Below are 21,224 nucleotides of genomic sequence, written 5' to 3' on the forward strand. Positions count from 1 at the left end.
CGCGGGAACGCTCAGCGCGCGTGGTCCAGGCCGTCGGTCGGGGACGGCGGGACGGGCGGGACGGTGGGTTTGGGTTCAAAGGCGAGCGTGCCGTGGTTGACGGGGAAGGTGGTGGGCATGGTGCCGGTCGCGCGCCCGTAGGCGCAGGCGACCGCGGCCATCGAAGCGGCGACACCCAGCTCGCCCGCTCCGCCGGGTTCCTCCGAGGTGCTCGGCATGACGATGATCCGCAGTTCGGGCGGAGTGTTCCACTGCCGGGTGTAGAAGTAGTTGTCCCAGCTCGCCTCAAGAAAGTACCCGTCGCGCAGGTGCAGGCTGGAGGTGAGTGCCAGCGCGATGCCGTCCATGATGCCGCCCATCATCTGCGCCTCCAGGCCGCGCGGGTTGACGGCGAGGCCGACGTCCACGGCGAAGACGGCCTTGGTGACACGGGGCCCCGTCACACCGTCGCGGATGGGCCGGTTGACGGTCCCGGGGCGGCAGTCGATCTCCACCAGCGCCGCGCTGACGGCCTTGTACTCGGCGTGGAAGGCGATGCCCTGCGCGGTGCCGTCGGGCATCGTGCGGCCCCAGTCACCCACTTCGGCGACCTTCTCCAGCACGGCGCGGGAGCGGTCGTCGCGCAGGAAGTCGCGCCGGAAGGCGTAGGGGTCCTTGTCCATGCGGGCTGCGAGCTGATCGACGATCAGTTCCCTGGCGCAGGTGACGTCCGGGGAGTAGACGTTGCGCATGCTGCCGGTGTTGAAGCCCTTGTCGGTCTCGTTGAGCAGCCGGGAGTTCACGCCGAAGTCGTAGGACATGGTCTGGCTGAGCTGGAAGAACGTCTCGGAGAAGCCGATGTCGCCGACGGGCAGCTTCGCTGCCAGCGCGGTGATGATCTCGCCGAGCCCATGGCCGAGGTCCGTGGAGACGCTGGTGTGCCGCTGCTTGTAGCTCAGCACGGTGTCGCCCGCGTAGGCGACACGTACCCGGGAGGTGGCCATGGGGTGGGTGCGGCCCTGGCGGGCGTCGTCGGCGCGGTGCCACATGAGCTTGACGGGCTTGCGGAGGCGCTGGGAGATCTCGGCGGCCTCCAGTGCCGCGTCGAAGAACAGCTTGCGCCCGAAGGAGCCGCCGCCCTCGGTGACATGCACGGTGACCGCGCTCTGCGGCAGCCGCAGCTTGGCCGCGATGGTCTGCTGGGCGACGATCGGCGACTTCAGCGAGGCCCAGATCTCGGCGCTCTTCTCCCGTACGTCGGCGACCGCGCAGTTGGGTTCCAGCGCACTGTTGCCGCGGAAGTGGAAGGTGAATTTCTCCTCGACGGTGTGGAACGGCGGCTTGGGGCCCATCGGCAGCTCCGCCGCCTTCAGTTCTCCGAGCACGGTCTCGTCGGACTTGCCCTCTGCCGTGCCCGGTCTCCAGGACACCTTCAGCGCACGTACGGCGTCGATGCACTGGCCGAAGGTCTCGGCGCGCACCGCCACCCCGGTGGAGATCTCCACGACGTCCGTGACACCCGTCATGGCGCGGACCTCGGCGAGGTTGGCCACGGGGCCCGGCTTGCCGTTGATGGTCGGTGGGCGGCACACCATCGCCGGTTTCGCGTCCGGGACGTCGAGGTCCATCGCGAACTTCTTGCGTCCGGTCACGGCGGCCAGCGCGTCGAGGCGGTTGTGCGGCTTGCCGATGACGGTGAACTCCTCGCGCGAGGAGAGTTCCACGGGCACCTGGCGGGTCGTCGTGCTCGCGGCCTTCTCGGCGAGGGCGCCGATGCCGACGTGCTTGCCCGAGGGGGCTGTGACGATCCCGTTCTTCAGCGTCAACGTGCTGGCGGCGGAGCCGAGTTCGGCCGCCGCTGCCTCCAGCAGCCGGTGCCGGGCGACGGCGGCTGCGACCCGGATGGGGGTGTAGGTCGCGATGGTCGTGTTGGAGCCGCCGGTGAGCTGGTTGAACAGCAGCTCGGCGCGTGCGTCGGCCAGCGTGACCCGTACCCGCTCCAGCGGCACGTCCAGTTCCTCGGCGATGAGCATGGCCGTTGAGGTGGTGATGCCCTGCCCGACCTCGGCCCGGGGCAGCGCGAACGACACCGTGCCGTCCGCGTTCACCTCGACCCTGATCAGGTTCGAGGTCGGCAGCGCCGCCACGGTCATCAGGTCGTTCAGGTCCAGGATCTCGGTGATCTCCGGCGACGGCAGTCCGCTGCCGTCGCCGGATATCCGGGCCGGGGCCGGGGCCGCGGCTGCCGTCGCCGGGGTGAGTTCGGCGGCGGCCACCAGGGTGGGGGCCGCGACGACGAACCCGAGGAAGCGCCGCCGGCCGATGCGCGTGCCCGTACCCGCGCCTGGGTCCGCGCCTGCGTCGCTGCCGTGTGACTGCGTCATCGTGAGGTTTCCTCGGGACGGTTGACAGTGGGGATCTCGATCTTCGTTTCCTTGCCCTTGGTGAGGAAGAAGAGTATGTACCGGCGGGCCGCCTCGTCGATGGTCCAGGCGACCTCGGGTACCAGCGGCAGCGGGATCAGGCCCTCGCGGAACTTCACCAGCAGCGGCCACGCGGTGGCGATGGCCCGCTCCCACACCGGCTCACGCGGGATCTCGTCCCAGTCGGCCACCTGCTTGTCGACGAGGTACCGGGCGAGCGCGTTGCACAGCGGGCGGCTGATGCTGCCCGGGCTGGTCTGCTCGGCGAGCTGGCCCAGCAGGATGTCGGTGAGTTCAACACCCTCGCGGGTCGGCCCCATGGCCGGTGGCAGCACCTGGCCCGACTGGGAGTCGGCCGCGTCCCATGTGGCGGGGATGTACTCGTCCCTGATGCCCAGCATGTGCGCGGTCACCTGCCACACGTGCAGATACGCCTCGGCCTCGTCGTCGCCGATCGGGACCTTCCACTCGCGCATCTTGCGCATGGCGTAGGTCGGCAGGGTGTGCCAGGTGACGAGCATGTCGTTCTGGCTGATGGGAATGGTGTCGCCCCAGTGCGGTGACCGCTGGAGCAGATGCCGCACCGCCGCGTGCACCAGACGGGTCTTCACGGAGTTGACCATGCAGGTGCCCTCGGGCCTGTACGCGTCGAGCGCCCCGACTGCGAACCCCAGGATGCTGGTCTTGGCGACGCGGTCCTCCATGTCCGCGCCGCCCTTGGAGTAGTAGACCGAGCGGGCCTCGGCGGGGATGGCGGTGCTGAGCATGCCGCCGCCCACGCCGTTGAGCAGATTGAGGTAGATCCCGCGGGACTTGTTGAACTCGGCGGCGGTCTCCAGCTTGTCCCGGTCCGCCCACGAGGGCAGTTCGCGTGCCTCGTCGATGTACGTCTTGAGGTCCCGCGGCAGTCCCGACGGCAGCGGCTGGTCGTTGCGCTCCCAGTTCCACAGCAGTTCGTTGACCCTGGGCACGTCGCCCCGGTCGAGCAGGTCGGCGACCAGCGGGTCCGTCTCGTCGTCCCACACCCACCTCGGGTCGGCGCCCGCGCCCTTGCCCGCGACCGAACCGCTTGGCGCCCACGTCCAGTTCAGGAGGGTGCGGGCGTGGGCGGGGGCGGCCATGCCGAGCGCGCCCAGCGCGCCCAGGGCCCCGCCCGAGGCCAGCATCTTGCGCCTGCTGACGTGCGTCATTCCTGAACTCCTTCTTGGCACATGTGGTGTCGGGGCATCGCGTGTGTGGTGTCGGGGCGTCACGGGTGTCAGGGGTGTGACGTCGGGGCGGCGCCAACGACACCGACGACGCGGGCGGCCCGGGCCCGGGCGGCGCCGGTCAGGACGGGCGGTTGGTGTCCGGGATCTCGATGCTGATCGGCTTCGCCTCGGACAGGAACAGCAGCGCCGCCTTGCGGAGGAACTCGTCGAAGGTCCAGTACGCCTCCGGTGCCCCGGGGAAGGGGAGCAGTCCCTCGCGTACGGCGACGAAGGGGCCCCAGGCCGTCCGCAGCAGCGGGTCCCAGATGGGCTCCCTGGGGATCTTCAGCCAGCCCGCGATCCGGTCGCCGAGCATGAAGCGGGTGAACGCGCCCAGGATGGGCTTGCTGAGGATGCCGCCGTCGACGGAGGAGCCGAGGTTGAGGAGGATGTCGGCCAGCTTGACGCCCTCGGGTGTCGCGGCGAGCACGGGGTCGAGGACCTGCTCGGCCTGGGAGTCCGCCTCGTCCCACGTCGCGGGGATGTACTCGTCCTGGATGCCGAGCATGTGGGCACTCACCTGCCACGAGTGCAGGAACGCCGTGGACTCGGCGGCGGGGATCGGCACCTTCCAGTCCTTCAGCTTGCGCATGACGGTGGTGGGCAGGCTGTGCCACGTCACCATCATGTCGCGCTGGCTGATGGGTATGTCCTCGTCGGCGGCGCCCGTCCAGTGCGGTGACTGCGGCAGCAGGTGGCGCACTGCCGCGTGCACCAGGCGGGTCTTGACGCAGGTCACGATCATTTCGCCGTCGTCCAGGTAGGCGTTCCGCGATCCGATGTCGTACCCGAGCTTGGCGGTCTTGGAGATGCGGTCCTTCATGTCCGCGCCGCCCTGCGAGTAGTAGACGGCGCGGGCCTCCTTGGGGATGACGGTGCTCATCATGCCGCTGGCGAGCCCGTACAGGACGCCGAGGTAGAGGCCCCGCTTCTCGTTGAAGTCGACGGCGGTGGCGAGCTTGCCCGCCTCGGCCCACGGGGGCAGGCGGCGGGCGCTCTCCATGAAGTCCCGCAGGTCGGCGGGGAGTCCGCCGGGGAGCGGCTGGCCGTTCTTCTTCCAGGTCCGCAGCAGTTCGTTGACCCTGGGCACGTCGCCCCGGTCGAGCAGGTCGGCGACCAGCGGGTCGGCCTCGGCGTCCCACACCCACCTCGGGTCGGCGCCCGCACCCGCGCCCGCGACCGAGCCCTCGGGCGACCACGTCCACGGTGTCTTCGCGTGCGCGGGTGCGGCGGCGCCCAGTGCGCCGAGCGCGCCCAGAGCGCCGCCCGCCATCAACACGTTGCGCCTGCTGACTTCGGCCATGTCCTCGCCCCTTCGTCTGGCTTTGATGCCTTCTCGTCGCTGCTGGTGCCTGCTGGTGCCTTGGGTGCTTCCTGGTACCTGGTGCCTGCTGGTGACCGCGCGGACTTCCCTGATGTGTACAGTGATACGCAACCTGCTTCTTCGTATCATCGATAAGAGCACACGGCCCTGAACGTCACAAGACCTGTGACAGCAACGGCTGTTGGCGGCACCGGTTGAGGCAGAATCAGTCGCCTCGGGAGGAGAACATGGAACCTGCACCATCCGGCCTCATGGCGGGCTCGGACCCGGACTCGCCGTCGCTGCTCGAACGCGCGTACATCGACGCCGTCGAGCAGGCCGACGACGTGGACGAGTCCCGCGCCCGTGTGCTCGACGCGGCCTACGAACAGTTCAGCCTGATAGGCATCCGGCGCTCCACCATGGAGGACGTGGCCCGGCGGGCCGGGGTCTCGCGGATCACGGTCTACCGGCGGTTCACCACGAAGGACACACTGGTCGAGCAGGTGGTGCGCCGGGAGTTCCGCCGCTACTTCGACCAGTTCCTCATCGACATCCAGCAGGCCGAGACCGTCGCCGACCGGGTGGTGCTCGGCTTCGTCAGCTCACTGCGCGCCATCCGGGGCAACCCGCTGATCGGCGGCCTGATGGCCGTGGAACCCGATCTGCTCGTCACGTCCATCATCAGCGACGGCGGACAGACCCTCGCCACCGTGCGGCAGTTCCTCGCGGGGCAGTTGCGCCGCGAGCAGCAGGCGGGCAACGTGTCGCGCGATGTGGACAGCGACCTCGTGGCCGAGATGATGGTCCGCGTCTCCGCCTCGTTCCTGGCCATCCCCAGCCACCTCGTCGACCTCGACGACGAGGCGCATCTGGCGACGGTGGCCCGGCAGTTCCTCGTCCCCATGCTGGAACCGCCGAAGACCGGCACCACCCGCCCCGGGACAGCACCCTCGCCAGACCGGTGAGCGCCACGGCGATGGCCGGAACCCCCTCCTCGCTGACGCACACCATTGAACCCGCCGCGCGGGCCCAGCACACTTCCGGCATGCCGTCACCGATACCGCCGAAACGGACATACAAGAGCTACTTCTCCGACAGCACCCGCTGGGACCGGTACGTGCCACGTGACGACGACATCGTCATCACCACACCTCCCAAGGTCGGCACCACATGGACGCAGCGCATCACCTCCGTGCTGGTCTTCCAGGACACCGCACTGCCGGGCACGCTCCTGGAGGCGAGCCCCTGGCTGGAATGCGCGTTCGTGCCCTTCGAGGCGATACAGGCGGGCCTGGAGCAGCAGCGGCACCGGCGCTTCCTGAAGAGCCACCTGCCCGCTGACGGCATGCCCTTCCACCCTCAGGTCTCCTACCTGGTGGTGGGCCGCGACCTGCGCGACGCGGCCGTCTCGACACACAACCACGCGTTCGGACTCAACGGAGTGCTGACGCAGCCCCTGTGGGTCGACGAGGACGAGGAGGCGCACACCCCGCACCAGCCGACGGTGCCCGCGGACATCCACCCGTTCTGGCGCGACTACTTCACCCGCAGCGCCTTCCCCTGGGAGTCGGACGGCTGGCCGTACAACTCGCCAACGCACCACCTGAGTTCGTGGTGGGCACACCGCGACAGGGAGAACGTCCTCTTCCTCCACTACGAGGACATGCTCGCCGACCTGGACCGCGAGATGCGGCGCGTCAGCGACTTCCTGGGCATTCCCGTCGACGAGAGCATCTGGCCGGGGCTGGTGAAGGCGTGCCTGTTCTCCGACATGAAGTCGCAGAAGGTAGGGCTCTTCGGCGCTGAGATGAACCAGATGCTCTCGAAGTTCGACTTCTTCCACGAGGGCAGGAACGGCCAGTGGCACGAGGTGTTCGCACCGGAGGAACTGACGCTGTTCCGCGCGGCGGAGGCACGTCTGCCCGACGACCTGCGCGCCTGGCTGACGCGCAGCCCCTGACACGGAATCGATTGACTTTCGATCGATACCCATCGATAGTCGATGCATGCATCGACTCTTCATCGCCGTGCTCCGGGCCGGTATCGCCGCATCGGTCCTCGTCGGCTTCTTCGGCCAGATCGTCGTCATACCGACGGTGGCGGCCGACGAGGTGGACCGTTTCCCGCCCTACGCCCCGTTCGCCGCACCCTATGTGACGGTGGCGATCCTCGGCGTCGCCTGCGTGCAGGTCGCGCTGGTCGCGGTGTGGATGCTGCTCTCCATGGTCGAACGCGAGGCCATCTTCACCCCGACGGCCTTCCGCTGGGTCGACGTCATCATCGGCTCCTCGACGGTGGCCACACTGCTGGCACTCGGGGTCACAGGGCATCTGGCCGTGGCCACCATCCCCTCCCCCGACGACGGCATGGACGTCATGAGCGCACTGGCGGCCGCGACGGCGTGCGTGGCCGTGGGGGCGGCGTTCGCGATGCTCGTCGTCATCATGCGCGGCCTGCTGCGCAAGGCGACGGACCTGCAAACGGAGATGGCCGAGGTCGTGTGATGGCGATCATCGTCGACCTCGACCTCCAGCTCGCCAAGCACCACATGTCGGTCGGCGAGTTCGCCACCGCCGTCGGCATCACCCCGGCCAACATCGCGGTCCTCAAGAACGGCCGCGCGAAGGCGGTCCGGTTCACGACGCTCGACGCGATCTGCCGCGTCCTCGACTGCCAGCCGGGTGACGTGCTGCGCTGGGTGCCTGACGAGGAGCCGGAGGTCGGCTGAGGCGTTCCGAGGCGGCGTCTTCTCGGTGCGACGACGCCGCGCGGGTGCGTGGGTCTCCCGGACACATCGGAGCATCTGGGGCACCCGGTACAGAGATGCTCGCGACTGGCGAGCACCGAGCCAGCGCGTACCACCGGGCGCGGCGCTGCCGTGGGTGCAGCGGTCGATCACGGTGTCGTTCTTGTGGCACAGTTCGGCAACTCGGTGAGGACGTGGGGTCCATCCCCGCCGCGGGCGCGGGGAGCAGTCGAACTGGGCGAGTGTGATCGGGTTGCCCTCGGGTCCATCCCCGCGGGCGCGGGGAGCAGGCGAACATCCACACCGGGAAGCCGCCCCAGCGGGGTCCATCCCCGCGGGCGCGGGGAGCAGAACACGTCCGTCAGCGACCATCGCGGCCCGTCGGGTCCATCCCCGCGGGCGCGGGGAGCAGGGGGGCGGTGGGGTCGGCGCCGTCGACGGGGAGGGTCCATCCCCGCGGGCGCGGGGAGCAGCACTACAGCCCGATACCCGACCCCCTGTCGAAGGGTCCATCCCCGCGGGCGCGGGGAGCAGCCGATACCCACTGACCCGTCTCGCGCTGGTATGGGTCCATCCCCGCGGGCGCGGGGAGCAGGAACGAGTAGGACTCGGTCACTGGCTTTCTCCGGGTCCATCCCCGCGGGCGCGGGGAGCAGGCTCGTTGACCTGGGCGTTTAGCTGGAGACGAAGCCCTTCTCAGCAACAAGCAGAGATTCGGACATTTCCACCACCCCACTGAACGAACACCCTCGTGCATCCCGCTAGACGCAGGATACGTACAGGGAATCCGTCAGCGTGATGCCCCACAACACGACCCCGCGCAGAAGCCCGCAGTGCACCGGTTCAGGATGCCAACTCGTGCCCCCTGTTGACTTGCCTCGGGGCCTCTTCATCACCCGGCCTGGACGGCCTTCAGCGCGTCAAGGTCGGCGAGCGGGTCGCCGTCGGCCGGGAGAGGATCGGCGCGGTGCCCGCCGGTGCGCGCGGACGTGAGCGGCCACGGCCGCGAAGGCGCCGAGGGTGAGGAGGACGGCGGCGGTGGTCATGGCCCACGCCATGCCGTGGAGGAAGGACTCCCGCGCGGCGTCGGACAACGCCCGTCCCTGAGGCCCGAGACGTCCGGCGATCTTGAGGGCCCCGCTGATCGAGTCCTCGGCGACGGTGGCCGCCCCGGGTGGCAGATGCGTGGTGGCCGGGGCCATGTGGTCGCGGTAGCCCTCGGCGAGTTGGGTGCCGGACAAGGCTATGCCCAGCGCGGCGCCCAGTTCCCGTGTGGTGTCGTTGACGGCAGAGGCGACGTTCCGTTCGGCCGCGGGCAGGCCCTCCAGTACCTGCGCCGTGGCGGGAACGGCGGCGAGGCCGATACCGGCTCCGTAGAGCGCGGCCCAGCAGCCGAACTCGCCGAAGGGAGAGTCCGTACGGAGAGCCGCCAGGCCCAGGCAGCCGACCGCCATGGCCGCCGTACCCGCGCCCGTGGTCAGGTGGGGCCCCCAGCGCGCGGCGGCCTTGGCGGCTGCCGGTGCCGTGAGCAGCACGCCCGCCGCCAGCGGAAGCAACCCGGCACCCGCGCCGGCGGCGCTCCAGCCCAGGACGTACTGGAGGTACTGCGTGCCCAGGAACAGGAAGGCGAACGCGGTGGAGAACTGGACGGTCAAGGACAGCGCGGCGAAGGCGAAGGCGGGCCGGGCGAAGACCCGCACGTCCAGCAGGGGCCGCGGGTGGCGTGTCTCCCGGAGGGCGAAGGCGGCCGTGGCCAGCGCGCCGCACGCGAAGGACGAGAGGACGAGCGCGTCCGTCCAGCCCCGCTCCGAGCCCTCGATGATGCCGTAGACGACTCCGCCCACCGCCACCGCTCCCAGCGCGGCGCCGATGAGGTCCAGGGCGGCCCTTGCGGGTTGCCCGCCCGGGGGTACCACGGCGGCGGCCAGCAGTAACAGCGCGACGGAGAGGGCCGCGGTGAGTCCGAACACGGCTTCCCACCCGTAGCCCTGCACGAGCGGTCCCGCCAGCATCAGACCGGCCGCCCCGCCTGCCGAGCAGGTCCCCACCCATACCCCGACCGCCGTCTCCCGGGAGCGGCCGGAGAAGAGCACCGTCAGGATCGACAGCGTCGGCGGCATCGCGAGCGCCGCCCCCAGCCCCATCACGGCGCGCGCCGCGATCAGCGCCTCGGGGCCCGGCGACCAGGGCGCCGCGCCCGCGCCCGCGGCCAGCAGCGCCAGGCCCGCCAGCAGGACGCGCCTGCGGCCGAACCGGTCGCCCAGGGCTCCGCCGGGCAGGACCAGGGCGGCCAGGACCAGCGTGTAGGCGTCCACGATCCACGTCTGCTGCGCCTGTCCCGCGCCGATGGCCCCGGCGAGGGCGGGCAGCGCCGCGTACAGCGCCGAAACGGACGCCATGATCAGCGCCAAGGTGGCGCACAGCACGGAGGCCGCCGCGACGAGCCGCCCGTGCCCGGGGCCGTCGTCCTGCTCCGGCGCCGGTGCGCGCGGGTGCGCGTGCCCTCTCACGGGTCGTCCCGGGACGGCGGGGCCTCCCGTGATCGCGGGGCCGGTTCGTCCCACGCCGCCTCCTCGCAGCAGATGTTCCCCTGATGGCACCTGGATGTGCGACGAGCGACGCCGCGGGAGCTCCTCCTCCCCACACACATCGCCTCGCTCCGGGCAACGTCCCGCCCGGCGGGCGGGGTCGCAAGGGACGCCGGGGCGCGGGCAGCGTGCACGGAGTGAAAGGGCACGAGGCGGGTCCGGGGCGAGGCCCGGTACGGGTCGTGCGGGCTGGGGCAACGACGAACCGCCATGGACAGACGGCCGGTTGGGCCGCGTTCAGGCCGTAGATGCCGACGTTCACCACGTTCACGCGGTGGGCTGCCGGTGCGGGTTGTCGCCGTCCTCCCCGTCACGGTGTGCTGGACGCGCACCCCTGCGGCGGACCGCCCTTCGGGCGGTCGGGGTGTGCTGACCTCCACCGGCGCCTGGCAACAGGTCGAGCAACTCGTCCAGGGACGGCTGGAGCGGGCCCGGCAGGCCCTCGGGAACGCTCCGGCCCCCGCGCCCGTGACCGCCGTCCTGCGCCAACTCGCCCACCGAGCCTCTGTGAGGACGACATGAGCACCGGCGAACCCATCCAGGTGCGCATCCCGCCGCTGTACTGCCCCATCCCTCCGGCAATCCATCCCCAGCACGCCGACATGCAGCACCGGTCCATGGAATGGATGACGCGGTACGGTTTTTGCTCCGACGAACCCTGCCGAGTGCGCACAGCCTCGATCAACGGCGCCGAGTTCGTCGCCCGCATGACACCGGCAGGGGACCGGGAGCGCATGCAGGTGTTCGCCGACTGGGCGCATCTGTCGCTCCTCTTCGACGATCTCTACGATGCGCTGCCCGACGCGTCAGCGAGCACGGCACTGTGCGACTTCACCGGGACCGCGGTCAAGGTGATGCGCACCTTCGAGGCACCCGAAGCGTCGCTGATGCCCGACGACAGCCCCTTCACCGCCCCACTGCGCGATCTCGCACGACGCACCCACCGGATCGCCACCCCGGTACAGCTGCGCCGCATGGTCGAGGCCCAACGCCTGTGGCTCTCGTGCGTCGCCTGGGAAATCGCCTGCAAGCCCCGGGCCCACCTCCTCGGCCTCAACGACTACATCGTCCTGCGGATGGGCACCGTCGGCGGAACCGCGACCTCGTCCTGGATCGAGATCCTCAACGGCACCGAGGCCCCCGACCACGAAATGGACTCCCCCCTGGTCCGCGCGCTGGCCGAGTCCGCAGGGCTGATCGTCGGAATGGACGAGGACCTCTACTCCTACGGCAAAGACCTGTGGCACCAACGGCATGACGGCACGCCGTTGCTCAACTTCGTCGGCGTCACAGCCCATGAACTGGGCTGCACCCACGAGAAGGCCCTCCTCGAAGTCGCCGCCATGCGGAACCAGCTCATGTGCCTGTTCCTGGCCCTGCGCGACCGGGCACTCCGCCACGCCGGGCCGGCGCTCACGCGCTACGTCACCGACCTCGGCCACTACATCCGCGCAAACGCCGACTGGGGCACGAGCGCCGGCCGGTACCGCAACCCCGACGGACGTTCCCCCGACGCCGTTTCGATCCGCCACGAGTGGACGGACGACGCACCGGACTTCTCCGGTGAACCGCTCCCCCTTCCGGCGATCGCATGGTGGTGGCACCAGTTGCGGCCCGACCGTCCCCGGACGCTCACGCGCGGTGTGTGCGTCCGGTAGGCACACGGCCATCGGCCCCTCACCCGGAGGCGGAGAACCTGTGCGCGAGGTCGCGCAGGCGGGTCACGGCCGTGGCCGCGTCGGTGCCGGTGAGGGGGGTGCCGGGCAGCCGGCTCAGGCGCTCGACCTGGTCGGCGAAGCGCAGGTACTCCCGGTGTGCGTGTTCCCGGCAGGCGAGACACGTGACGCTCTCCGGCAGCGCCGAGGTCATCGCGTAGGGCACCTGGCGCCCGCACCCCGTGGTGACGACGCTCGGTGCGTCAGGCACGCGGCCCAGCGTCGAGCCGATCAGGTTGCGCACATCGGGGCCCGCCCGCACCACCTTCCGCTCCACGTGAATGTGCGGATCGCCCTCGCTCATCCGTGTCCACACCTCCGTCCCCGGGCCAGGGTAGTGCGCGTCAGTCCGCCGAGAGTGCGGATCAGTCCGCCGCCGACGCGAGTTGACGGCGGATCAGCTCCTGGGTGAGCCCCACCGTCGCGAGCAGGTCCTCGCGCCGCGCGCCGAGACTGGAGCGCACCGACAGCCCGTGCCAGAGGGACTGCACGAGCCCGGTCAGGGCCGTCGCGTCGGTCCCGGCGGCGAGTTCGCCGTCCCGGACCGCCCGCTCGACGCGTGCGAGGAGTATCCCCTCGTTCGCGTCCTGGAGTTCCGCGAAGTACGCACCGGCGTCGAGCGTGCTCGTGCTGTCGGTCATCACGGCGCTGCTGCTGAGGCACCCGGGGTGTGTGTCACGTGGCTGGGTGAACTCGTGGACCGAGTCGGTGAGGACGCGGACGATGACGGCCTCGATGCCCTTCTCGGCGACGGCCCGCTCGTAGATCTCCCCGTACCGCCCGGCGTAGGTGCGCACCGCCTCCTCGAACAGCCCGGCCTTGCTGCCGAAGGTGGCGTAGAGGCTGGAGGTGGAGAGTCCGAGTGCCGCGGTGAGCGCGCGGGTCGACGTGCCGGAGTAGCCGCGTCGCCAGAAGAGGCGCGCTGCGTCGAGGACCGCGCGGTCGCGGTCGAAGGCGCGTGGTCGTCCACGGGTTCGCTGGGGCACGGTTTGCATTGTAGAGCGTCTGCTCCATAATGGCTTTATGGAGCAGACGATTCAGAAAAAGCTGCCGGTCGGCGAGGACAGTTGGGTCACGGTCGACGTGTACGGGGAACCGGAGGCGCCGGGCCTCGTCGTCGTCCCTGGCGCGATGAGCGACGCGCACGCGTGGCGCCGTGTCGCGACGGCCATCGACGCCTGGCCCTCGGTGGCGGTCGTCAACCGCCGGGGCCGCGCCCCCTCAGGGCCGCTGACCAGCACATATTCACTGCGGACCGAGGTCGAGGACCTCGGCGTGGTCCTCGACGAGTTCCACCGCGCGAAGGCGCTCTTCGGCTGGAGCTACGGCGGCCTGATCGCCCTGCTCGCGGCCGACGAGCGCCCGCTGCGCCAGGTGATCGCCTACGAACCGGTGATGGCCCCGTTCGGCTCCCACGCGCTGCCGGATCTGAAGAGCGCCGAGGAGACGGCGGACTGGGACAGCGTCGTCAGCATCGTGATCCAGCGGATATCCGGACTCGACGCGGCACATGTCGACGCCCTGCGTGCCGACCCCCAGACCTGGGCCGCCCTGTGCGCCCTGAGCAGGCCGGCGCACGCCGAACTCGCCGCGCTGAACGCGACGCCGCCACCGGACGCGATGGCGCGACGCGCCGACCGCGTCGATCTGATCGTCGGCCGCCTCAACCACGGAACGGCCCCCTACGGAACGTCGTTCGACGACGTCAGGGAGCGCGTCCCGCGCGCCGGGGTCCACGAACTTCACGGGCAGGGCCACATGGCGCACCTCCAGGCGCCGACGGAGCTGGGCCACCTGATCAACAGCCTCGCCGTCTCCGGTCAACCGTCCTCCCCGCCGGGCGACGGCGCGCCCCGGAGGGACGCCCCGTAAGGTCCGAGGCGCACGCCCCGCATCCGCCCCGCGCCCGCCCGCCCGCCCGACAAACCGGTTCTACGGGTGATCTCCGGCGGCCCGAGCACCGCGCGGAGAGGAAAACACGGCAATCACCTGCCCTTCCCGCACCAAGGTCGGCACAATGATGCTGTGCCGGACTTCGTGGAACTGGCGTTGGACGACGGGCTCTTCCTCCGGCTGGAGGTCGCCCCTGTGAACGGCTCGGCCGGAGAGGGCACGGGCGAGAGGGGGGATCAGGACAGCGACGCCGCGGCGCACGCGGACGACGACATGCCCGACGGATTCGGCGGCGTCACCCCCGTCGGACGCGGCCGTACGCCTCCCCTCCTCTCCCCCGACACGCTGGAGACCGCGCTGCGGCCGCTCGGCCCCCTCCTCCAACGCGTCCACGACAGTCTGATGGCGGCCCCGGACCCGCCCGACGAGGTCAGCGTGTCGTTCGGCCTGCAACTGGGCCACGATCTGCGCCTCGGCGTCGTCGGCGTGAACGGGCAGGCCAGCATGAACGTCAGCGCCTCCTGGCACCGTGCGGGGCGGACCTGACCTTGGGCTGGTTCCGGATTCCCGCTGCCGAGGCGGCCGACGGCGCACGCCGGGCGCTGGTGGGGCTGCTCGCCGACGGCACCCGCAAGACCTCGGGGGCCGGTGTCTGCCTGCCAGGACGGCGCCTGCTGACCTGCGCGCACGTGGTGAACGACGCGCTGGGCCTGGACTTCTTCGAGCACCGCCACCCGGGCCAGGTCACCCTGGAGGCCGTCTTCCCCGCGTTCGGCCCCGACCACTCCTACGAGGCGCGGCTGACCACCTGGATCCCGCCCCGCGCGACGGGCGGCGCGGGCGGACCCGTCGCACCCGGCGCGCACGAGTGGGCCGGTGACCTGGCCGTGCTGGAACTGGCCGAAGAGCCGCCGCTCGCCCTGCCGCCCGTGCGCTGGCAGGAGATGACGGCGGGACAGGAGGTGCGGAGCTGGTACGGCGGCGGGCAGGAGTTCAGCTACGCCGATGTCCGCGTCGGCGCCTGCGACGGGCGCATCGGCTATCTCGACGGACAGTTGTCGGGCGCGGCCATCGGCCCCGGCTACAGCGGCGGACCCCTGTGGTCGGTCCAGGACAACGCCGTCGTCGGACTGGTCGCCGGACAGGTCACCCCGCCGCCAGGGGCGCTCACCGCGCGGCACGTGGTGCGCCGTAGCTGGGGCTTCACCCGGCAGACCATCGCCGTCGAGCTGGAGCGGGCCGGGGCCGCCGGGCCGGCGGAGGAGCCCGGCGCGGACATTCTGGCTGACCCCCTGACGGACGACGGGGACACCGTCCGCGACCTGCTGCTGGTCCCCCTGCTGACGCTGCTCGGCGACCCCCAGGCACGCGCCTCGCACAGCAGGGCGCTGGCCGCGCAGTTCGGGCTCGGGCACCCCGCCGACGGCTCGGCACCGTCCGTCGAGGAACTCGCGGCGCTGCTCGTCTCACGGGAGCGCGCCCTGCCGACGCTCGCCGAGTCGGTGGCCGCCGGGATCTCCTCGCCGCAGCAGCGCAAGGAACTGGAACGCCTCCTCTCCTACGGGCGCCTCGCGCCCTCCAGCCGTCTGCTGTCCCTCTCCGAACACCGTCATCTGCTGGGCAAGCTCCGCCCCGTCGCCGCCCGCGATCCAGCGCTGCTGCCCCGCGCCGCGCGCGCCGCGGTGCCGTACGTGGACCTCCCTGAACCGCTGCGCGCCGCCCGTATCCCGGACACCGGGCTGGACGCCGCCGTGCGGGCGCTGGAGGGGTTCGGCGACAGCGAGCCGGTGCCCGACGGCACGCCGGGGGTGCCCGCGCTGCTGCGCGTCGTCGAGTACGTGGCGGCGGGCTGCGGCGGCCGGGAGACGGACGCGTTGCAGGGGTGGGGCATGTGGGTGGCGGGACGGCTGGGCATCCACGAGGCGGCCCTCGCCGAACGCCGCCGGGACGCCGCCGTATGGGCGGGCGGCCAGGAGCGGCGGCGGGCGCGCGTGCTGGTGGCGCTGACGCGGCACCGGGAGGACCCCGTCGACCGGTGGCGCTGTGTGCTGTGGCGGACGCGGCCCGACGGCACGACGGCCCGCGCCTCGACGGGCGACGACCGGCCGCGGACCGGCGAGGAGATCGCCCGCCTCGTGCGGGAGGTGGCCAGCGGCGAACAGCCGGGCCAGGCCGTGCCGATGGTGGAGGTCGTCGTCGGCCGGGAGCAGTTGCACCTGCCCGTGGACGAGTGGGACGGCGCCGGTCCGGCGGAGATCGTGCCCGCGGCGCTCGGTGAGGATTTCCACGTCGTGCTCCGCTGTCCTGAGCCGCGCCGCCGCTCCCGCGCGGGCACCAGCGAGTGGCGGCGCCGCTGGGCGAGCCGGATGTGCGGGCAGCACCTCACCGTCGACGACAGGTTCGGCACGGAGCGGGAGGTGATCCGGCTGCTCAAGACCAGCCACCGCGACTGCGCCCGTGTCGTGGTGCACGGCCCGCCCCGGCTGCGTGCCCGGATGCTGGACCTGTGTCTGGCGATGGGCGTGCCGGTGGTGCTGTGGGACCGCAGGGCCGAGGGGTTCGGGGACCGGCGCCGCCTCGACGCGACGGGGCCAGAGGACGCGCTGGAGGAGCTGCCGGAACGGGTCCGCTGTTTCCGCGTGGAGGCGTTCGGCGCTCCGGACGAGGCGCTGTCGGGCCGCCCCGCGCTGGTGTGGGAGGACGCGGAGGTGCCGTTGCCCGAGGAACTGCGGCTGACCGACCCCTGGGAGAGGACGGAGACGGGATGAGCGAGAACGGGGACTGGCGGCTCTTCCGCGGCGACCGCACGGCGCGCCGGGTCGACTTCCCGCAGGCGCCTCCGTGGCGGCGCTTCCCGCCGGGCGCCGGAGCGGAGGCGGGCCATCCGCGCGAGCGCGCCTATCTGATCGGCCGCGCGGAGTCCGATGTCGTCAACGCGGCGCTGCATCTGCGGCGGCCCCTGCTGGTGACGGGCCACCCGGGCACCGGCAAGTCGTCCCTCGCGCACGCCATCGCGCACGAACTCATGCTGGGCTCGGTGCTGAAGTGGCCGGTCAACAGCAGGTCGGTGCTCAAGGACGCGCTCTACGGCTACGACGCGATCGGGCGGCTGCGCGAGACCCATCTGCGCCGGGAGCGCGGCGGGCCCGAGCCCGACATCGGCACCTTCGTGCGCCTGGGCCCGCTGGGCACAGCGCTGGTGCCACGGGAGCGGCCCCGGGTGCTGCTCGTCGACGAGCTGGACAAGGGCGACGTGGACCTGCCCAACGACCTGCTGACCGTCTTCGAGGAGGGCGAGTTCGAGATCCCGGAACTGGCCAGGCTGCCCGAGGAGCAGTCCGAGGTGCGGGTGATGACGCACGATCCGGACGACGCCCAGGTGCCGGTGGTGCGGGGGCGGATCCGCTGCGGTGAGTTCCCCGTGGTCGTCATCACGAGCAACGCGGAACGGGACTTCCCCCCGGCCTTCCTGCGCCGGTGCGTACGTCTTGACCTGCCCGATCCTGACGAGGAGCGGCTGCGCGGCATCCTCGCGGCGCATCTGGGCGAGGAGGCGCTGGACGGGGTGGAGGACCTGCTCCAGACCTTCCTCAACCGCCGCGCGCCGGGCGAGCTGGCAACCGATCAGCTCCTCAACGCGGTCTTCCTCCGCATGGGCGGAGTGGACCTGGACGCGGAAGGACTGCTGGAGGCCGTACTGCACCGGCTCGGCGGAACGGTGTAGCGCGGTGCCGGGGCGCGCGCTGCGGGTGTTCGCGGAGGCCGGTGTTCCGCTGTCCGCCGAGGAACTGCTCGACGTGCTGTGGCTGGCGTCCCGGCTGCCCTCCGGCGCGCGGGCGCCGCTGGCGCGCTCCCTGGGCATTCCGGTACCGGGGGACGGCCAGGAGGGCGACGGGGACGGCGCGGACACCGGGACCGCCGGGGGTACAGACCCGGCCGAAGCCACGCCCCGCGAGACGCACGCCGACGAGGCGCCAGCGCGCAAGCCCGCCCCCTCCGCGCCGCCCCTGGGCAGCGCGGGCCCGCACCGTGCCGTTGGCGGCGCCCCGCGGCAGGCCGGTGCCCTGCACGCGACGGCGGGCCCAGGCCGGCGCGAGGGGCGGCCGAGCCGCCCGGCCCCCGCACCCGCCAGACCGGCGCTTCCCGTACGGGTGCCGGAGGACAAGGCGCTGGGCGGGGACGGTCTCATCATCAGCCGTGCGCTGCGCTCCCTGAAACAGCGTCACCCCACGGGCCATCGCGGGGAACTGGAACTCGACGAGGACGCCACGGCCGCCGTCATGGCCGAGACCGGCATCCCAGACACGGTGGAGCGCCCCGCACGCGAACGCTGGCTCGACCTCGCGCTCCTCGTCGACGACGGGGTCTCGATGCTGCTGTGGCGACGGCTCGCCACCGAACTGCGGGTGCTCCTGCAACAGCTGGGCGCCTTCCGCGACATCAGGGTGTACGGCCTCGACAGCCGCCGCGAGGGTCCGCCCCGGCTGCGGTCCCGCCCCTTCTCCCCCGCGCCCGCCACGCTGTCCACCGCGTCGGTCGCCGACCCGTCGGGCCGCACCCTCGTGCTGGTCGTCAGCGACGGCATCGGGGGCGCGTGGCGCGACGGGCGGATGTACGGGGTACTCGCGAGGTGGGCGCAGCACTGCCCCACCGCGATCCTGCACGCGCTGCCGCCGCACATGTGGGACAGCTCCGGCATCCGCACGGGCGTCTGGCAGGTGGCCACACCACGGCGGGGCGCGGCGAACACCACGTGGCAGGTGTCGGACCTCTATCTGCCCGCTGAGCTGGCCGCGTTCGACGGGGTTCCCGTGCCCGTGCTCGAACCGGAGCCCGAGGCACTGAGCGCCTGGGCGAGGCAGCTCTCCTCACCGGGGGCGAGCAGACCGCTGCCGCTGTGGACCCCGGAGGAGGCGCCTGGGGCTCGCGGCGGCCCCGTCGTCCCAGGGACGGGAGCCGGAACGGACACCGGTTCACACCTGGGGCACGGTGCCGGTGCCGGCTCCGCCCCCGGCCGGGGTGCGCGGGCCGACGGGTCCGTGCGGGCCGCGGAGGCCGTGCTCAGGTTCCGCGACGCGGCCTCCCCCGAGGCGTACCGGCTGGCGGCACATCTGGCGGCCGTCGCTCCCCTGTCCGTCCCGGTGATGCGTCTGGTGCGGTCCGCCGTGCCGGGGAGGGTCGGCACGGCGCACCTGGCCGAGGTGTTCCTCGGCGGGCTGATGCGGCACACGGGCACGGCCGACAGCGCGCTGCCGCTGCCCCACCAGACCTTCGACTTCATCGAGGGAGCCCCGGAGATCCTGCTGGACACGGCGCCGCCGATCGAGCTGCTGCGCACCAGCCGCACGGTCGCCGAGCGGCTGCGGCACCTGGTGGGCGCCTCGCCCGACTTCCCCGCCTGGCTCGCGCACCCGGGCGGCACGAGCGCGATCCAGCCGGGCGCGCGGCCCTTCGCCTGGCTCGACGACCGGCTGCTGGCTCACCTGGGCGCCGGGCCCGTGGCCCCCGCCCCTGCTCCAGCGCCGGCGCGCTCCCCGTACGCGCTGCCGCTGCCCCCGGAACTCGACCCGCTCGCCTCCTGGCCCGCGCTGCGCCCGCAGGACTTCCAGTCGGCCGGTCCGTACACGCTGCGCATGCGCAGCGACGCTGCGGGCAAGGCCGTGGCCTACATCGGCGAGGACGACACGGCCTCGCGGGCGCTGATCCGGGTCTCGCGCAGTTCGGACTGGCCCACGGCGCGGGAACTGCTCTCCGTGGAGCGCGAGGCGCTCCAGCGGATGGACGGCAGCTACGCGCCCGCGCTCCTCGACAGCGATCTGCGGGCCAGCCCGCCCTGGCTCGCGCTCGCCCTCCCGACGACGGCGGCCGAGGACCCGGCGGCCACGCTCCGCGCGGTGACCCAGGCGGCGGGGCCGCTCCTCGACTCGGTGCTGTTCCTGCGGCTCGGCCTCTTCCTGGCCCGCGCGGTCAGGACGTGCCACGCGCGCGGACTCGTGCACGGTTCGCTGACGCCGCAGGACGTGCTGGTCACCGAGGACGGGGTGACCATCGTCAACTGGAGCTCGGCGTGCGTCGACGGGGTCTCCAGCGCCCTGCCCCAGGCCGTTCCGCTCGACACCCCGTACCGGGCGCCGGAGGTCTCGTACTGGCCCGATTCCAAGACGCCCGCCGGCGACGTGTACGCCCTGGGCACGATCCTCGTGGCCGCGACGACGGGCCGCACCTGGCGGCACTTCCAGCGCGACAGCCTCCTGCTCTCGGCCCAGTTCCGCCGGCTGCCCGCCGCGCTGCGCGAAACGCTGGCGGACTGCATCAGGACGGACCCTGCCGCGCGGCCCTCGGCGCACGAGGTGGCCGAGGTCTTCGAGGCGCACCTGCCCGAACCGCTGCCCGACGAGTACGGGCCCGCGCGTGAGCACCGCGACGGCCATGTGCCGCCACCGCCAGGGCCCGAGGAGCCCGGGACGAACGGCCACGGAGAGCGGCGTCAGCGCCTGCTGGCGGCCGTGCGTGCCCCGCTCCCGTCGGCGAAACGGATCACGGTGCTGAGCCCCAAGGACCAGATGGGCTCGACGACGGTGGCCGCCACGCTCGGTGCCGTGCTCGCGCAGGAGCGCCGGGACCGGGTGCTCGCCATCGACACCGCCGCCTACTCTGGCGCGCAGATCCATCTGAGCCGGAGGGTATACCGCAACACCTCGGCGGTGTTCGGGGACCTCGTGACCTCGCTGGACAGCGTGCGCGAATACGAGGACCTGCGGCTGTTCGTCTCCGAGCAGCGCTCGGGTCTCGCGGTGCTGGCCAACGACGACGAGCACCTCGCCAGGCGGCCGGCGCCGGTGCGGGGCGACGACTACCGCCGCATCGTCGAACTCGCCGCTGCCCACTACCGCATCGTCCTCACCGACACCGACCCCCAGCATCTGCTGACGGACACGGTGGACATCGCGGACGCGGCGGTCATCGTGGTGAAGGCCGACTGGATCGGCCTGCGGGACGCGGCGCGGGCCCTGGACCGGCTGCGGGAGCTGGGCCGCGGGTCGCTCGCGGAGCGGACCGTCGTCGTGCTGAACCGGGCGGCCAGCGACGACGGCGACACCGAGCACGCCCGGCCGCTGGCGGGCCGCTGCCGTGGCACGGTCACCATCCCCTACGACCGGCATCTGTCCGTGGGCAGCGTCGTCGAACTCGACTGGCTCGAACCCGCCACCTACGACGCCTTCCTCCAGCTCGGCGCGCTGCTGCTGAGCTGACATGGCCCGGCCTGACCGGCCTGACCGGCGGCAGGCCGCGCCGCCCGGAACCCGGGGTCCGGGCGGCGCGG

16 protein-coding genes and 1 CRISPR repeat array are annotated in these 21,224 nt (G+C 72.1%); of the genes, 10 read left to right on the forward strand and 6 right to left on the reverse strand.

The window, feature by feature from the left end; all coding sequences use genetic code 11:
- Window positions 1-11 precede the first annotated feature (11 nt).
- The 3 genes from ACYVOO_RS23310 to ACYVOO_RS23320 all read right to left on the reverse strand — a co-directional run bounded on the left by ACYVOO_RS23310 (window position 12) and on the right by ACYVOO_RS23320 (window position 4,955).
- Window positions 12-2,363 (reverse strand): molybdopterin cofactor-binding domain-containing protein, encoded by a 2,352-nt coding sequence (locus tag ACYVOO_RS23310; RefSeq protein ID WP_461017628.1) that lies wholly within the window; start codon window positions 2,361-2,363, stop codon window positions 12-14.
- A complete protein-coding gene (locus ACYVOO_RS23315; RefSeq protein ID WP_461017629.1) occupies window positions 2,360-3,592 on the reverse strand; it encodes an oxygenase MpaB family protein in 1,233 nt (410 codons plus the stop codon). Before ACYVOO_RS23315 ends, ACYVOO_RS23310 begins: the two co-directional genes overlap by 4 nt.
- 139 nt (window positions 3,593-3,731) lie before the next feature.
- Window positions 3,732-4,955 (reverse strand): oxygenase MpaB family protein, encoded by a 1,224-nt coding sequence (locus tag ACYVOO_RS23320; RefSeq protein ID WP_461017630.1) that lies wholly within the window; start codon window positions 4,953-4,955, stop codon window positions 3,732-3,734.
- Window positions 4,956-5,203: 248 nt separating this feature from the next.
- Here ACYVOO_RS23320 and ACYVOO_RS23325 point away from each other — a divergent pair, with 248 nt between their 5' ends.
- The 4 genes from ACYVOO_RS23325 (at window position 5,204) to ACYVOO_RS23340 (ending at window position 7,686) form a co-directional block, all read left to right on the forward strand.
- Window positions 5,204-5,923 (forward strand): TetR/AcrR family transcriptional regulator, encoded by a 720-nt coding sequence (locus ACYVOO_RS23325; protein WP_461017631.1) that lies wholly within the window; start codon window positions 5,204-5,206, stop codon window positions 5,921-5,923.
- Between the two features lie 80 nt (window positions 5,924-6,003).
- Entirely contained in the window at window positions 6,004-6,918 is a 915-nt protein-coding gene (locus ACYVOO_RS23330) for a sulfotransferase domain-containing protein (RefSeq protein ID WP_461017632.1), read from the forward strand.
- Window positions 6,919-6,964: 46 nt separating this feature from the next.
- Window positions 6,965-7,462, forward strand: coding sequence for a DUF2975 domain-containing protein (locus ACYVOO_RS23335; RefSeq protein ID WP_461017633.1), 498 nt, complete (start codon window positions 6,965-6,967; stop codon window positions 7,460-7,462).
- Entirely contained in the window at window positions 7,462-7,686 is a 225-nt protein-coding gene (locus ACYVOO_RS23340) for a helix-turn-helix domain-containing protein (protein WP_461017634.1), read from the forward strand. The genes ACYVOO_RS23335 and ACYVOO_RS23340 overlap by 1 nt, the downstream gene beginning before the upstream one ends.
- Window positions 7,687-7,965: 279 nt before the next feature.
- Window positions 7,966-8,360: direct repeats of the CRISPR family, unit length 29 nt; unit sequence GGGTCCATCCCCGCGGGCGCGGGGAGCAG.
- A gap of 264 nt (window positions 8,361-8,624) precedes the next feature.
- On the opposite strand, the gene ACYVOO_RS23345 is transcribed toward ACYVOO_RS23340, so the two are convergent.
- Window positions 8,625-10,214, reverse strand: coding sequence for an MFS transporter (locus ACYVOO_RS23345; protein WP_461017635.1), 1,590 nt, complete (start codon window positions 10,212-10,214; stop codon window positions 8,625-8,627).
- A gap of 596 nt (window positions 10,215-10,810) precedes the next feature.
- On the opposite strand from ACYVOO_RS23345, the gene ACYVOO_RS23350 reads away from it, so the two are divergent.
- Window positions 10,811-11,950: a terpene synthase family protein gene (locus ACYVOO_RS23350; protein ID WP_461017636.1), complete on the forward strand. Its 1,140-nt coding sequence runs from the start codon at window positions 10,811-10,813 to the stop codon at window positions 11,948-11,950.
- A gap of 19 nt (window positions 11,951-11,969) precedes the next feature.
- Here the strand turns inward: ACYVOO_RS23350 and ACYVOO_RS23355 are convergent, their stop codons facing one another.
- Window positions 11,970-12,311: a hypothetical protein gene (locus ACYVOO_RS23355; protein WP_461017637.1), complete on the reverse strand. Its 342-nt coding sequence runs from the start codon at window positions 12,309-12,311 to the stop codon at window positions 11,970-11,972.
- 61 nt (window positions 12,312-12,372) lie between these two features.
- Window positions 12,373-12,993 (reverse strand): TetR/AcrR family transcriptional regulator, encoded by a 621-nt coding sequence (locus ACYVOO_RS23360; protein ID WP_461017638.1) that lies wholly within the window; start codon window positions 12,991-12,993, stop codon window positions 12,373-12,375.
- Between the two features lie 37 nt (window positions 12,994-13,030).
- On the opposite strand from ACYVOO_RS23360, the gene ACYVOO_RS23365 reads away from it, so the two are divergent.
- The 5 genes from ACYVOO_RS23365 to ACYVOO_RS23385 all read left to right on the forward strand — a co-directional run bounded on the left by ACYVOO_RS23365 (window position 13,031) and on the right by ACYVOO_RS23385 (window position 21,153).
- Window positions 13,031-13,879 (forward strand): alpha/beta fold hydrolase, encoded by an 849-nt coding sequence (locus tag ACYVOO_RS23365; RefSeq protein WP_461017639.1) that lies wholly within the window; start codon window positions 13,031-13,033, stop codon window positions 13,877-13,879.
- Between the two features lie 153 nt (window positions 13,880-14,032).
- Window positions 14,033-14,446, forward strand: coding sequence for a CU044_2847 family protein (locus ACYVOO_RS23370; protein ID WP_461017640.1), 414 nt, complete (start codon window positions 14,033-14,035; stop codon window positions 14,444-14,446).
- Between the two features lie 2 nt (window positions 14,447-14,448).
- Entirely contained in the window at window positions 14,449-16,668 is a 2,220-nt protein-coding gene (locus ACYVOO_RS23375; RefSeq protein WP_461017641.1) for a VMAP-C domain-containing protein, read from the forward strand.
- Window positions 16,665-17,624, forward strand: coding sequence for an AAA family ATPase (locus ACYVOO_RS23380; protein ID WP_461017642.1), 960 nt, complete (start codon window positions 16,665-16,667; stop codon window positions 17,622-17,624). The genes ACYVOO_RS23375 and ACYVOO_RS23380 overlap by 4 nt, the downstream gene beginning before the upstream one ends.
- A gap of 4 nt (window positions 17,625-17,628) precedes the next feature.
- Complete coding sequence (locus tag ACYVOO_RS23385; protein ID WP_461017643.1) at window positions 17,629-21,153, forward strand: SAV_2336 N-terminal domain-related protein; 3,525 nt, start codon at window positions 17,629-17,631, stop codon at window positions 21,151-21,153.
- Window positions 21,154-21,224 lie beyond the last annotated feature (71 nt).

It is taken from the genome of Streptomyces daliensis (genome assembly GCF_054782395.1).

Excerpts from the sequence above, each read along its gene's own strand:
- ACYVOO_RS23320 (WP_461017630.1), bottom strand. The coding sequence starts at position 4,955 with ATGGCCGAAGTCAGCAGGCGCAACGTGTTGATGGCGGGCGGCGCTCTG.
- ACYVOO_RS23335 (WP_461017633.1), top strand. The coding sequence starts at position 6,965 with ATGCATCGACTCTTCATCGCCGTGCTCCGGGCCGGTATCGCCGCATCG.
- ACYVOO_RS23325 (WP_461017631.1), top strand. The coding sequence starts at position 5,204 with ATGGAACCTGCACCATCCGGCCTCATGGCGGGCTCGGACCCGGACTCG.
- ACYVOO_RS23315 (WP_461017629.1), bottom strand. The coding sequence starts at position 3,592 with ATGACGCACGTCAGCAGGCGCAAGATGCTGGCCTCGGGCGGGGCCCTG.
- ACYVOO_RS23350 (WP_461017636.1), top strand. The coding sequence starts at position 10,811 with ATGAGCACCGGCGAACCCATCCAGGTGCGCATCCCGCCGCTGTACTGC.
- ACYVOO_RS23355 (WP_461017637.1), bottom strand. The coding sequence starts at position 12,311 with ATGAGCGAGGGCGATCCGCACATTCACGTGGAGCGGAAGGTGGTGCGG.
- ACYVOO_RS23310 (WP_461017628.1), bottom strand. The coding sequence starts at position 2,363 with ATGACGCAGTCACACGGCAGCGACGCAGGCGCGGACCCAGGCGCGGGT.
- ACYVOO_RS23380 (WP_461017642.1), top strand. The coding sequence starts at position 16,665 with ATGAGCGAGAACGGGGACTGGCGGCTCTTCCGCGGCGACCGCACGGCG.
- ACYVOO_RS23365 (WP_461017639.1), top strand. The coding sequence starts at position 13,031 with ATGGAGCAGACGATTCAGAAAAAGCTGCCGGTCGGCGAGGACAGTTGG.
- ACYVOO_RS23340 (WP_461017634.1), top strand. The coding sequence starts at position 7,462 with ATGGCGATCATCGTCGACCTCGACCTCCAGCTCGCCAAGCACCACATG.
- ACYVOO_RS23330 (WP_461017632.1), top strand. The coding sequence starts at position 6,004 with ATGCCGTCACCGATACCGCCGAAACGGACATACAAGAGCTACTTCTCC.